Annotated in this window: 8 protein-coding genes; 6 read left to right on the top strand and 2 right to left on the bottom strand. The window is 68.3% G+C overall.

Annotation, left to right across the window (positions count from 1 at the left end; all coding sequences use genetic code 11):
• Positions 1–6: 6 nt before the first annotated feature.
• The gene (locus WAL33_RS07195; RefSeq protein WP_422179903.1) at positions 7–942 is read right to left on the bottom strand and encodes an alpha-E domain-containing protein; all 936 of its coding nucleotides are present in this window, start codon (positions 940–942) and stop codon (positions 7–9) included.
• The gene (locus WAL33_RS07190) at positions 939–2,429 is read right to left on the bottom strand and encodes a circularly permuted type 2 ATP-grasp protein (protein WP_422179974.1); all 1,491 of its coding nucleotides are present in this window, start codon (positions 2,427–2,429) and stop codon (positions 939–941) included. Before WAL33_RS07190 ends, WAL33_RS07195 begins: the two co-directional genes overlap by 4 nt.
• Positions 2,430–2,758: 329 nt before the next feature.
• Between WAL33_RS07190 and WAL33_RS07185 the strand changes: the two genes are divergently transcribed.
• The 6 genes from WAL33_RS07185 to astB all read left to right on the top strand — a co-directional run bounded on the left by WAL33_RS07185 (position 2,759) and on the right by astB (position 13,960).
• Positions 2,759–4,519, top strand: a complete 1,761-nt coding sequence (locus tag WAL33_RS07185; RefSeq protein ID WP_422179901.1) for an autotransporter assembly complex protein TamA — start codon at positions 2,759–2,761, stop codon at positions 4,517–4,519.
• Positions 4,516–8,706: a translocation/assembly module TamB domain-containing protein gene (locus WAL33_RS07180; RefSeq protein ID WP_422179899.1), complete on the top strand. Its 4,191-nt coding sequence runs from the start codon at positions 4,516–4,518 to the stop codon at positions 8,704–8,706. Before WAL33_RS07185 ends, WAL33_RS07180 begins: the two co-directional genes overlap by 4 nt.
• Positions 8,707–8,908: 202 nt before the next feature.
• Entirely contained in the window at positions 8,909–10,165 is a 1,257-nt protein-coding gene (locus WAL33_RS07175; protein ID WP_422179897.1) for a hydrolase, read from the top strand.
• Between the two features lie 2 nt (positions 10,166–10,167).
• Complete coding sequence (locus tag WAL33_RS07170; protein WP_422179895.1) at positions 10,168–11,172, top strand: arginine N-succinyltransferase; 1,005 nt, start codon at positions 10,168–10,170, stop codon at positions 11,170–11,172.
• Positions 11,169–12,620 carry a succinylglutamate-semialdehyde dehydrogenase gene (gene astD, locus WAL33_RS07165; protein ID WP_422179893.1) on the top strand — a complete coding sequence of 484 codons (1,452 nt, stop codon included), beginning with the start codon at positions 11,169–11,171 and terminating at the stop codon, positions 12,618–12,620. The genes WAL33_RS07170 and astD overlap by 4 nt, the downstream gene beginning before the upstream one ends.
• Positions 12,617–13,960, top strand: a complete 1,344-nt coding sequence (astB, locus tag WAL33_RS07160; RefSeq protein ID WP_422179891.1) for an N-succinylarginine dihydrolase — start codon at positions 12,617–12,619, stop codon at positions 13,958–13,960. Before astD ends, astB begins: the two co-directional genes overlap by 4 nt.
• Positions 13,961–13,962 lie beyond the last annotated feature (2 nt).

Below are 13,962 nucleotides of genomic sequence, written 5' to 3'. Positions count from 1 at the left end.
TCGTCCCTAGGCGGGAAGGCGCATCTCCAGGGGATAGGCGACGAAGGTTTCGTAGATGGCCTGATGGATGCGGGCGCATTCGTTGGCCACGGTGGTCAGCAGCTCGCCGGCGCCCTGGCTCTCCAGCTCGCCGACGTCGGCGAATTCCAGCCGGGCCTTGAGTCGGCCGGCCAGCCGCTCGGGCGCCGCGCGGCCGGTGGCCTCGACGTGCCGGGCCAGCTCGCTGAGGTGCCTTTCGATTTGGCTGGTTGCGAAGCGGATCGAGCGCGGGAAGTCCTCGTCGAAGACCATGAACTCCAGGATGTGCCGCGGTTCGATCTCGGCGGTGTAGACCCGCAGATAGGGCTCCAGGGCGCAACCCATCCGGAGAACGCTGACCAAGGCCAGGTGGTCGTTGACCGTGGGGCTGTCCTCGGCGAAGCAGGCCTCCAGCAGGCTGGCGATCAACTGGGCCCGCTCCAGATACATGCCCACCATCAAGAATCGCCAGCTCTCGCCATGGCTCATGGTGGTGTCGGCCGCGCCCTTGAACAGGTGTACGTCCGCGATGATGTCGTGCAGGAAGGTCACCGAGTTGTCAGCGAACTCGCGTCCGGCGTTGGGGTCGATGACCTTCAGATATAGCAGGTTCAGGCGTTCCCAGGTCTCGGTCGTGATCTGATCGCGGACCTGGCGGGCGTTCTCCCGGGCCCGCGACAGGGACGAGACCACCGAATTGGAGTCCGAACGGTCCAGGACCAGTCCGTTGGCCGCCTCGAAGGCGCCAGCCGTCAATTCGGTCTCGCCGACCGCTGACAGGGCGATCCGCACGGCCTCCACGCCAGCGTCGGTCTGGTCGAGGGTGGCGTTCAGCATCACCGTCGACAGGCGCGACAGGTGCTCGGCCCGTTCAATGTAACGGCCCAGCCAGTAGAGGCTGTCGGCAACGCGAGCGAGCATCATGAGCTGGCGCCTTTCTCACTACCGTGACCATTGCCGTTGCCATTGTGGCTGTTCTCTTCGGCAAGCACCCAGGTGTCCTTGGAGCCGCCCCCCTGGCTGGAATTGACCACCAGCGAGCCGCGCTTCAGCGCCACGCGGGTCAGGGCGCCGGGCGTGACGACGGTCTTCTCGCCCGACAGGATGAAGGGGCGCAGATCGACGTGGCGCGGCTCGATGCGGCCGTCGACAAGGCAGGGCGCGGTCGACAGCTGGATCGTCGGTTGGGCGATGTAGTTGGCCGGATCGGCCTTCAGGGCGTCGGCGAACTCGGACCGTTCCCTGGCCGAGGCGTGCGGTCCGACCAGCATGCCGTAGCCGCCCGACGCGCCCACCGCCTTGACCACCAGCTTGTCCAGGTTGTCGAGCACGTGGCTCAGCTGGGCCGGCTCGCGGCACAGGAAAGTCTCGATATTGGGCAGGATCGGATCCTGGCCGAGATAATAGCGGATGATGTCGGGCACGAAGGCGTAGACCGCCTTGTCGTCGGCCACCCCGGTGCCCGGGGCGTTGCACATCACCACGTTGCCGGCTCGATAGGCGTTGAACAGCCCCGCCGCGCCCAGCGAGGAATCGCGCCGGAAGGTGAGGGGGTCGATGAAGTCGTCGTCGACCCGGCGATAGATCACGTCCACCCGGCGCAGGCCGGTCGTGGTGCGCATGTAGACCATGTTGTCATGGACCACGAGGTCGCGGCCTTCGACCAGCGGCACGCCCATCAGCCGCGCCAGATAGGCGTGCTCGTAATAGGCTGAGTTGTAGACGCCGGGCGTCAGGACCACGACCTGGGGGTTCGGGCGCCAGTCGGCGCTCATGCTCTTGAGCGTGGCCAGCAGCAGGTCGGGATAGCGCTCGACCGGCCGCACGCCCGCGTCGCGATAGGCGCTGGGGAAAGTGCGCTTGGAGGCGTCGCGGTTGGCCAGCATGTAGGACACGCCGGACGGCACCCGCAGATTGTCCTCCAGCACGGCGAATTCGCCGTCTTCGCCGCGGATCAGGTCGCTGCCGCAGACATTGGCGTAGGCCTTGTGCGGCACATAGAGGTTCTGCATTTCGCGACGGTACGAGGGGGCGCCTAGCACCAGTTCGCGCGGCACCACCCCGTCCATCAGAATCTGTTGTTCGCCGTAGATGTCGGCCAGGAACATGTTCAGCGCTTGCAGGCGCTGAGTCAGGCCGGCCTCGATCTTGGCCCATTCCTGAGCCGGCAGGATGCGGGGGAACAGATCGGTCGGGATGATCCGTTCGGTGGCGCTGTCGGCCCCGTAGACGGTGAAGGTGATGCCTTGCAGCAGGAAAGAGCGCTCGAGCATCCGTTGCCGGTCCGCCAGCTCGCTGGCCCCGAGCGTGGAGATGCGGCTCTGCAGAGCCGCATAGTGAGCGCGAACGTCGCCGCCCTGGGCGATCATCTCGTCATAGGGCGCGCCGGGCAGGTATGCGGCCCCCGTCATTGGCAAGGTGGGGCTATTGTCGATGTCCTGAATTTTCGCCGCCACGCCCGTGTCCACTTTGTCCGCCCTGCGCACCGCATTGAGGTGGCGCGTCCCGATCCAGCCTAGAACGCGTGAAGTCCGGAAGCGGTGCTTTTCGCTTCGCAAACACCCGATGCGCGGGAGTGCTCAATATTTGGGCGCCGTTCTGGTGGTCATAAGGGCTGGGCGTTGAAGCGGTTCCGGAAATTTCACCGCGTGACAGGGGGCGGGGGGGCGATTACAGGGGTTCCGGGGGCGCTCCGCGCGGGGATTTGGACGGCTTGGTGCGTAAGAGATTTGCCCTTGGCATGACCACGGCGGTCGTGCTGGCCGCCGGCCCTGCCATTGCGGCCGAGCCCGCGGCCAGCATCACCGGCGTCGAGGACAAGGCGCTGCGCGAAGCGATTCAGCGCGCCATGACTGAAGCCAAGCAGCCGCCGCGCAGCCGCTCGGAAGCCCGCCGCCGCGCCAGGGACGCCGGCGACGACGCCGTCGCCGTGCTGCGGTCGGAAGGCTACTACGCCTATGTGGTGGAGCCCGAGGTTTCCGAAGCCGAACCTCCGCGCGCGATTCTCAAGATCACGCCTGGTCCGATCTTCGTGATCGCCGACCCCAAGCTGGCCTGGAGCGGGGCTGCGCCGGACGAGGGCGTCGTCAAGCGAGCCCAGAGCGTCATTCATCTGACGCCGGGCGCTCCCGGGAGGGCTGTCGACGTCCTGGCGGCGGAAGGACGCGTCGTCTCCCAAGTGCAGCAGATGGGCTATGCGGACGCCGCGGCCGAGCCGCGCGAGGTCTTCGTTGATCATGCAGACCACACGCTGCGTCCGGTGTTCCATATCGCGGCGGGCGACCTGACCCACGTCGATGGGATTCAGGTCGTGACCCAGGGCCGATCGAATCCTCTCTGGGTCAGACATCTGGCGCCGTGGGCGCCGGGAGACGTCTATCAACCCGACGACATCGCGGAGCTGGAGCGTCGACTGCGGGACACCGGGGTCTACGACACCGTCTCGGTCTCGCTGGCACCCAAGGACAAGACACTGGCCGACGGCCGACGACCGGTGATCGTGACCCTGAACGACCGTAAGGCCAGGACGGTGGAGTTGGCGGCGAACTATTCGACCACTGACGGACCCGGCGCGGACGCCAAATGGATCCACTACAATCGGTTTCATCGAGCCGACACCACGACCCTGACGGCGCGGCTGGCCAGGGTCGACAGCCGCCTGGAAGCCGAGCTGGCGTTGCCGCATTGGCGACGCAGCCAGCAGACCCTGAAGCTCAACACCGCCATCTACCACAATGACACCGACGCCTATGTCGAAACCGGCGGTCACATCGGCGCGGATCTGACCCGACGCCTGCAAACGACGGTCTATCGGACCTATGGGGCCTCGTTGGACCTATCTCAGGTCGATTCTCCCATCACCGTGGACGACGTGACCACTGAAGTGCAGCGGAAATTCGCTACGCTTACGCTGTTGGGCGCCCAGGCCTGGGACAGGTCCGACAACGTGCTGGACCCGACCAAGGGCTGGCGGCTCGACGTGCGGGCCGAACCCACCGCCATCACTGGCGACCTGACCATGGCCTTCCTGAAGATGCAGGCCCAGACCACGGCCTATCTGCCGTTCGGCGCGGGCGCGCGAACAGTGTTGGCCGGGCGTTTCAAGGCCGGACAGATCGTCGGCGCAAACATGCCCGACGTGCCGGCTTCCAAGCGTCTATACGCCGGCGGCGGCGGTTCGGTGCGCGGCTATTCCTATCAGGCGATTGGTCCCCGGATTGGCGACACCACCACGCCGCAAGGCGGTCTCTCGCTGTTGGAAACCTCAATCGAGCTGCGCCACAGGTTCACCGACAGATGGGGCGCGGTGGCCTTTGTCGACGCCGGCGGCGTGGGCGTCGACAAGTGGCCTGGCCGCGACGATTTCGGCGTGGGCGTCGGGGTCGGCGTGCGCTACGACCTGGGCTTCGGACCGATCCGAGCCGACATCGCCATGCCGATCAGCAAGCGCGACGGCGATCCGTCGTTCCAAGTCTATATCAGCATCGGGCAGGCCTTTTGACCGAAGCCCAGCAACCACCTGGCGGTCCACCGCCTGAGGACATTCCCGAAGTCGTAGCCGAGGCGGCGACCAAGGTCGCGCGCAAGATCGGCTGGCCCGGTCTGATCATCATCGTTTCGGTGAGCCTTGTGGTGCTGGTCGCCGTGCTGTTGGGCGGTTTGCGTTTTGGAGCCATCACGCCCCAAGGACGCGCGTTCATGGAGGCGCGCACCAGCGGCCTGAAGTTGGGCCGCATCGGGCGTTTGAAGATCGAAGGCCTGACCGGCGACATCTGGAACGCCTTCGGCGTCCGGCGCCTGACGATCAGCGACGAAAAGGGTGTCTGGCTCGAGGCCGCCGACCTCTATGTCGACTGGCGCCCGACCGAGCTGTTCTACCGCCGCTTCCACGCCGACACCATCTCCGCCCGTCAGGTCGTGGTGCTGCGCCGCCCGACCCTGACCCCCAAGGGCAAGTCCAGCGCCGCGCCGCTATCGGTGGATCTGGACCGTGTCGCCCTGCGCCTGATCACGCGGCCCGAATTCAGTCGCCGGGCCGGCGATTTTGACCTCAGCGGCGACTACGAGTCCCAGAGGTTGGGCGGGCAGAAGGGCAATCTGCGGGTGCTCAGCCGCCTGCATGCCGGCGATCACCTGAAGCTGGTCTTCGATCTTGGGCGCGACAAGACCCTGCTGCTCGACGCCGAGGCGCGTGAGGCCAACGGCGGCGCCTTGGCAGGGGCCTTGGGTCTGTCGCCCGATAGGCCTTTCGACCTCAACGCCAAGGCCCATGGCGCCGTCAGCCAGGGCGCCTTCACCATCCTGGCGCGCTCCGGCGACGCCACGCCGCTGAAGGCGGGGGGAGCCTGGACGCCGCAGGGCGGTTCGGCCGCCGGCCATATCGACCTGACAGCCTCCACCCTGACCGACCGCGAGGAGCGGATGTTCGGGGCCGACGCCCGCTTCTCGATCGTCGGCCGCAAGGCCGGCGCGTTCAGCATTCTCGACCTCAAGATCGACAGTCAGAATCTAAACTTGGTCGCCCATGGCCCGGCCGACCTGGGCAAGCGCCTGACCGCTCCCGCGGGTCTGACCTTCACCGCCAAGATCGGCAATCTCTCCCGGGTCACGCCGCTGCCGCCCATGGGGGCCGGCGTCGCGGACGGGGTCTTCCATCTGACCGGCGACGGCTTCCTGGTCGACAGCCGTGTCGACGTCCGTGACCTTTCCTGGCTGGGCTATCGCCTGGCGCGGGCCAGGGGGCCGGCAACTGTCGGCTGGAAGCGTGGCGAGCTGACCATCAAGGCCGAAGCGACGACCGAGGGCGGCGGGGGGCAGGGGCTGCTGGCGGTGCTTGGCCGTTCTCCCTCGGCCCAATTCGAAGGACTGCGGTTGAAGGACGGCCGCTTCCTGATCCGCTCGGCCAAGGTCCAGGCTCCAAACCTGACCATTACAGCTGAAGGCGAGCGCGGCATTCTGGGCGGCCTGTCCTTCAAGGGCGAGGCGAAGGTGGCCTCCCTGGCCCCGGTTCATGCCGGGATGGGGGGGCAGGCCACCGCGAAATGGTCGGCCAGTCAGGGCGCGGGCAAGCCCTGGATGCTGACCGTGGATGCGCGCGGCGCCAATTTCGCCACGGGTCTGCCGGAGCTGGACCGCCTGCTAGGCAAGACCCCACGCCTGGACGCCCGCGCTTCCTGGGCCGGTGACCGCCTGTCGGTCGCCGAGGCGAAGCTCGACGGAACGGCCGCCTCGGTGCGGACCTCCGGCGTGCTCGGTCCGGGCGCGGCGCTGGCGTTCAAACTGGATTGGACCGCCACGGGACCGTTCATCGCCGGTCCGATCGAAGTCGCCGGCAAGGCCGCCGGCACAGGGGCGGTCATCGGAACCCTGTCGTCGCCAAAGGCCGACTTGGTCGCCGATTTCGACTCCATCGACGTGCCGCGCCTGCCGCTCAAGAACGCCCATATGATGCTGTCCTTCGCCAAGCGTCCCGACGGCGCCGACGGCGTCGCCTCGATCGAAGCCGGCAGCCAGTATGGCCCGGCCAAGGGACGCGCGGCCTTCAATTTCGCGCCGGGAGGGCTGGAGCTTTCCAACCTGGACGTCGACGCAGGCGGGGCCAAGGCCAAGGGCGCGGTGTCCCTTCGCAACGGTCGTCCGGCCACGGCCGATCTGACGGTGGCGATCGGGCCCGGCGCCTTCCTCACCCGGGGCCGAGTCAGCGGCACAGCCAAGATTACCGACGGGGCGGCCGGCCCTATGGCGCAGCTGGACCTGACCGCCGACGATATCGTCGGTGGCGCCTGGAAGGTTCGACACGCGGCGGTCAAGGCGGCGGGACCGATGACGCGTCTGCCCCTGACGGTCGAGGCGCGGGGCGAAGCGCCCGCCGGTCGCTGGAATCTGAGCGGTTCGGGCGTGCTGACCCAATCGGGCCCTGAATACCTGCTGGCGCTGGACGCCGCTGGGGCAATGGCCCGCACCGAGATCAAGACCCGCGAGACCGCTCAGATCCGTTTCGGCGGTCCGCGCACAGGCGCCCGCTTGCGGCTGTCGGTCGGCGACGGCGCGGCTGATCTTGACGCCGACGTCGGCGGCGATCTGGCCATGCTCCGAGCACAGCTGACGGGGGTCAGCCTGACCGCGCTTAATCCCGACATGGCCGGCAAGGTCGACGCCCACGTGACGCTCAGCGGTTCGGGGACGACCCTGACCGGCGAGTTCGACGCCAACCTGATCGGAGCCCGTGAGCGCGGCTCTCGAGCCGACCTCTCGCTGAACGCCGAAATCCGCGGCGTGCTGCGCGACAACCTGATGACGATCAACGCCAGCAGCTCCAACAGCCAGGGCCTGCAGGCCAGGGCTGAAGTGACGCTGCCGACCGAGGCCTCGGCCAAGCCCTTCCGCCTGGCCATCGATCGTCGGCGTCCGGTGCGCGGCCAGTTCGCGGCTCAGGGCGAGATCAAGCCGCTGTGGGACCTGCTGGGCAGCTCGGAACGCAGTGTGTCGGGCAGGATCGACGCAGAGGGCGATCTGGCCGGCACCCTGGCCGATCCACGCCTGACCGGCCGCGCCAGCTTGGAGGGCGGCCGAGTCGACGACGGTCAAACCGGCTTCAGCCTGCGCGACGTGATCGTCCGCGTGGCCCTGGCCGACAACGCCATCGACGTCAGCCAGGTCTCGGCCGGCGACGGCCAGGGCGGCTCGATGTCGGGTTCGGGCAGGATCAGTCTGGCGCGCGGCGGGCTCGGCAGCTTCAAGCTGGACCTGAAGGGTTTCCGGGTGATCGACAACGAGTTGGCCACGGCCACGGCCAGCGGCCAGACCACGGTCAATCGTGGCAGCGACGGCAAGGTCAAGATGGTCGGCGCCCTGACCATCGACCGCGCCGACGTCTCGGCCCAGACCAAGACCCCCGCCGGTGTGGTTTCGCTGGACGTCATCGAGCGCAATCGTCCGGACGAACTGGACCAGGGCATCGAGGCCCGCAAGGTCGAACCCGGCAGCGGCATGTTGCTGGACGTCACCTTGACCGCCCCTCGGCGGATCTTCGTTCGCGGCCGGGGCCTGGACGTTGAGCTGTCGCTCAACGCCCATGTCGGTGGTTCGACCAACAGTCCGACCCTCGACGGCGAGGCGCGAATGGTGCGCGGCGAATACGACTTCGCCGGCAAGCGCTTCGAGTTCGAGGAGACCGGCACGGTGCGTCTGGCCACCCAGCTGGATCGCATCCGGCTGGACCTGACCGCCGTGCGCGAGGATTCGGCCTTGACCGCGGTGGTCAAGGTGGGGGGCACCGCCGCCAAGCCAGAGATCACCCTGACCTCCAAACCCGAACTGCCTCAGGACGAGGTGCTTTCCCAGGTGCTGTTCGGCTCGTCGGCCGCCAATCTGACCCCGATCGAGGCCGCACAACTGGCGTCGGCGCTGGCGGCGCTGGCCGGCGGCGGCGGCTTCGACGTGATCGGCAACCTGCGCAACCTGGCCGGGCTGGACCGACTGTCCTTCGCCGAAAGCGCCACAGGCATGACCGTGGCCGGCGGCAAGTACGTGACCGACGATGTCTATGTCGAGATCATCGGCGGCGGGCGTGAAGGCTCTTCAGCCCAGGTCGAATGGCGGATCCGCCGCGCCTTGTCGCTGGTCTCCAAGCTCGGCAGCCAGGGCGATGCTCAGCTTTCCGTCCGCTGGCGAAAGGACTACAACTAACTGTCTTCGCCGGTTCGCGCCTCAGGCCCGAAACGGCGGCGGCAAAGATGCAGTGACAGATCCGGATACCGACCTGGCTTCGACCGGGATCGGTCCTATTCGGAGCAAGGCTGTTGCGCGGGCTACCGGTTTCCCCGTTCGAGGAAGCACGAATTGTCCGCGGCCCTTGGTTTAGTTTTGAACTGAGGGAGACAGTGGATTCATGCGACTCAACGACGAGGATCGCGCCGTTCTGCGACATCTGGCCGATCAGGGGCCCCTGATCATCGATCGGGCGGTGGCCTGGTGCGCCATAAACTCCGGAAGCCGGCACCTGGGCGGTCTAGAGCGTCAGCGGCAAGTTTTGCTCGACGCCTTCGCCGGCCTTCCGGCCGCGCCCACCGACATCCCGCTGGGCGCCTCGCCTGAGGTCGGTTCCGATGGTCGGATCGGCGAGCAAGCCCATCCAGCGGCGATCGCCGTGGTCGTGCGGCCCGAAGCGCCGGTCCAGGTCGTGCTGACCGGCCACTACGACACCGTCTATCCCGAGACCTCGGCCTTCCGGACGGTCACGACGCGCCCGGACGGCGCCCTGCACGGACCGGGGATCGCCGACATGAAGGGCGGAATTTCGGTCATGCTGGCGGCGCTGGAGGCTTTCGAGCGTCACCCTCTGGCCGCGCGGGTCGGCTATCGCGTGCTGCTGTCGCCCGACGAGGAGATCGGCTCGGTCGCCTCGGCCCCGATTCTGGCGCAGTTCGCGCACCTGGGACATGTGGGCCTGACCTACGAGCCGGCCTTGGCCGACGGGTCTCTGGCCAGCGCCCGCAAGGGATCGGGCAACTTCCACATCGTGGTCCACGGCAAGGCCGCCCACGCCGGTCGCGACTTCCCCGCAGGCCGCAACGCGGTGATGGAGGCCGCGCGGATCGCCCAGGCTCTGCACGCCCTGAACGGGCAGCGCGAGGGTGTGACCTGCAACATCGCCAAGATCGACGGCGGCTCGCCGCTGAACATGGTGCCTGACGTCGCCGTGGTCCGTTTCAACGTGCGCTTCCCGGCGGACGAGGACGCGGCCTGGTTCGAGGACGAGATCGGCAAGATCACCGCTTCCACGGGCGAGGGGTTGCACGCCCATCTGCACGGCCGCATCACCCGCGGAGCCAAGCCGTTCAACGCCGCTCAGCAGCGCTTGTTCGGGGCGGTGAAGGAGGCCGGCGCGCTGCTGGGGCAGGAGATCGCCTGGAAACCGTCCGGCGGGGTCTGCGAGGGCAATAACCTGTTCGCTTCGGGCCTTCCCAACGTCGACACCCTGGGGGTTCGTGGCGGCGACATCCACAGCGAAGCCGAGCACGCATGGCCCGACAGCTTTGTCGAGCGCGCCCAGCTGTCGGCCCTGATCCTGATGAAACTGGCGAGCAGCGAGATCGACGGTCCCGCCCTGCGCGCCGCCATGACCGATCTCGCGGAGACTCGTTGAGCATGCTTGTCGTCCGTCCCGCGACGCCCGCCGATTTCGACAGCCTGATGGAGCTGGCCGTGTTGTCGGGCCGTGGCTTCACCAGCCTGCCGGAGGATGAGCAGACCCTGCGCGCCCGCCTGGCGTTGTCCGAGGCCAGTTTCCAGTCCGAAGTCGCCGCGCCCGAGGCCTGGTTCACCCTGATGCTCGAGGACTTGGCGGAAGGCGACGTGATCGGCGTGGCCGGGGTGAAGGCGGGGGTGGGCCTCAAGCGCCCGCATTTCTCGTTCCGCGTCGTGACTCTGGCCCAGTCTTCGCCGACCCTGGACAAGCGGTTCGACCACCGGGCCCTGGTGCTGGTCAACGAGTGCGCCGGCTGGTCGGAGGTCGGTTCGCTGTTCCTCAAACCCGAGCGCCGCAAGGGCGGGGCCGGGAGGCTGCTGGCCCAGTCGCGCTACATGCTGATCGGGCTGGAGCCGCAACGCTTCGCCGAAATGGTGCTGGCCGAGCTGCGCGGCTGGTTCGACGACGACGGCGGCTGTCCGTTCTGGGACCATGTGGCGAGCAAGTTCTTCCGACTGGAATTCGACGAGGCCGACATGATGAGCGCCTCCACCGACGGCCAGTTCATCCTGGATTTGGCGCCGCGTCATCCGATCTACGCCGAACTGTTGCCCCAGGCGGCCTCGGAGACCATCGGCCGCGTGCACCGCGAAGGCGAGGCGGCGCGGGCCATGCTGGAGGCCGAGGGTTTTCGCTTCGCGGGGCTAGTCGACATCTTCGACGCAGGCCCGACGGTGGCGGCGCGACGCGACGACATCAAGACGGTGCGTGAGGGCCGGCGGTTGCGCGTGCGGCTGGGCGAGGACGCCTATGGCGAGGAGGCCCTGGTCTGCTCGGGCGCGATCGCCCGTTTCCGGGCCGTGCGCGCGCCGGTGCTGATCGACGGCGAGAGCGCCGTCATCGGCCGGGACGCCGCGGCGGCCCTGGGCGTCAAGGACGGCGAAATGGTGCGGGTGAAGGCATGAAGGGCGTATTCGTCGACGGCGTCTGGCGGGGCGGCGCGGGTTCCGAGGCGACCTCGGTCGATCCGACCACCGGCGAGGTGATCTGGCGCCAGGCGACGGCCAGTCCGACCGACGTGGCGGCGGCGGTCGCAGCCGCTCGCAAGGCTTTCCCTGCTTGGGCCGATCTGCCGCGCGAGGCGCGGATCGCGGTCCTGCGCCGGTATAAGGATGCGCTCGTCGCCAACACGGCGGCCTTCGCCGAGGCTCTGAGCCGCGAGACCGGCAAGGCGCTGTGGGAGACCAAGGCCGAGCTGGGCTCGATGGCCGGCAAGGTCGAGGCCTCGATCAAGGCCTATGACGAACGCACCGGCGAGCACGCCAGCCAGATGGCTTTCGGCCGCGCGGTGCTGCGCCATCGTCCGCATGGGGTGATGGCCGTGCTGGGACCGTTCAACTTCCCCGGCCACCTCCCCAACGGCCACATCGTGCCGGCCCTGCTGGCGGGCGACACCGTGGTGTTCAAGCCGTCGGAGGAAACGCCCCTGGCCGGCCAGCTGTTGGTCGAAGCCTTGGAAGCGGCCGGCGTGCCGCCCGGCGTCGTCAACCTGGTTCAGGGCGGGCGCGAGGTCGGCCAGGCCCTGATCGACCAGGAGATCGACGGCCTGCTGTTCACCGGCTCGGCCAGCGCCGGCGCCTTTTTCCGCCGCCACTTCGCCGACCGGCCGGACGTGATCCTGGCGCTGGAGCTGGGCGGCAACAATCCGCTGGTGGTCTGGGAGGCTGGCGACGCCGAGGCCGTGGCCGCCCTGGTCGTGCAGTCCGCCTTCATCACCACCGGCCAGCGGTGCTCGTGCGCCCGGCGGCTGATTGTCCCGGACGACGCGACGGGGCGGGCGGTGATCGACGCCGTGGCGGCCTTGTCCGAACGCCTGGTGATCGGTCCCTGGAATGGCCCCGAAGAGCCGTTCATGGGGCCGTTGATCTCCGACCGCGCCGCCGCCATGGCCCTGGCCGGCGCCGAGGCCATGCCCGGCCAGACCGTGCGCGCCATGACGGCGGTCGACGGTCTGAGCGGGGCGTTCGTCTCGCCGGGCCTGATCGACGTCACTGGCGAGACCGTGCCCGACGAGGAGCTGTTCGCGCCGCTCCTGCAGGTGCGCCGGGTCGGATCGTTCGACGAGGCGATCGCCGCCGCCAACGCCACGCGGTATGGACTTTCAGCCGGACTTATCTCCAACGAAACAGCACGTTGGGACCAATTCCTCAAGCGCATCCGGGCCGGCGTCGTCAACTGGAACCGGCCGACCACGGGGGCGGCCGGGACCATGCCATTCGGCGGCCTTGGCAGCTCGGGCAACCACCGGCCCAGCGCCTATTACGCCGCCGACTATTGCGCCTATCCCGTGGCCAGTTTCGAAGCGCAAGGCGTGATCAATACCCTGAGTGATATCAAGGGCCTGCGCGAATGACCTCGCGGGCGGTCGAGGTCAATTGCGACGGTCTGGTGGGGCCGACCCACTCGTATGTCGGGCTGTCGCCCGGCAACATCGCCAGTCAGATCAACGCCGGCGAAGTTTCCAACCCGCGCGCCGCGGTGCTGGAAGGCCTGACCAAGATGCGCAAGCTGGCCGACTGGGGCGTGCCGCAGTTCGTGCTGCCGCCGCACGAGCGGCCGGATCTGACGCTGCTGCGGGCGATCGGCTTTTCAGGCTCGGACGCGCAGGTGCTGGAAAAGGCCTGGAAAGACGCGCCGGCGTTGGCGGCGGCGTCTTGCTCGGCCTCGCCGATGTGGGCCGCCAACGCCGCCACGGTCACGCCCAGCGCCGACACCGCCGACGGCCGGGTGCATTTCACGCCCGCCAATCTGCTGACCAATCTGCACCGTAGCCTGGAGGGCCGGCAGACGGCCCGGGCCCTGCGCCGCTTGTTCCCTGACGAGAGGCGGTTCGCCGTGCACGACCCGCTGCCGGCCCAGGCGCACTTCGCCGACGAGGGGGCGGCCAACCATGTGCGGTTGTGCGCCGACCATGGCGAGGCCGGGGTCAATCTGTTCGTGTGGGGACGCGAAGCGTTCGAGCACTGGGACGGCCGTTACCCCGCTCGCCAGACTCGCGAGGCCTTCGAGGCGATCGCGCGTCGCCACGGCGCGGCGCGCGGCGTCTTCGCCCGTCAGGCTAAGGCCGCGATCGAGGCCGGGGCGTTCCACAATGACGTGGTCTGTGTCGGCACGCGCGAGTGCCTGCTGTTCCATGAGCGCGCCTTCGAGGATCGCGCGGCGATGGAGGAAGGCGTCCGCCGCGCGGCCGACGGTCTGTTCGAACCGGTCTTCGTCGAGATCAGCGAGGCTGACCTGCCGATGGACGACCTGGTGAAGAGCTATCTGTTCAATTCCCAACTGCTGGTCCTGCCCGGCGAGGATCGCCTGGTGCTGCTGGCGCCGGGCGAGACGCGCGACAATCCGCGGGCCCACGCGGCCGCCCAGGCCCTGGCGGGTTCGAACGGCCCGATCGGCCGGGTGGAGTATGTCGATGTGCGCCAGAGCATGCGCAACGGCGGCGGCCCGGCCTGCCTGAGGCTGCGGGTGGTGCTTACCGACGTCGAGCTGGCGGCGACCAATCCCGGCCAGCGGCTGGATGCGAACCTGCACGATCGCCTGAACACGTGGGCCGAGCGCCACTATCGCGACCGACTCGCCCCGGCCGACCTGACCGATCCGGCGCTGATCGTCGAGAGCCGCGAGGCGCTGGACGAATTGACGACGATCCTCGACCTTGGCGGAGACTTCTATCCGTTCCAGAGAGCCGGCTGAGC

This window comes from Caulobacter sp., from assembly GCF_049283275.1.
GTDB lineage: Bacteria > Pseudomonadota > Alphaproteobacteria > Caulobacterales > Caulobacteraceae > Caulobacter.
Note: the sequence above shows the minus strand (reverse complement) of the source record. Positions and strands in the feature narration are given on the sequence as shown.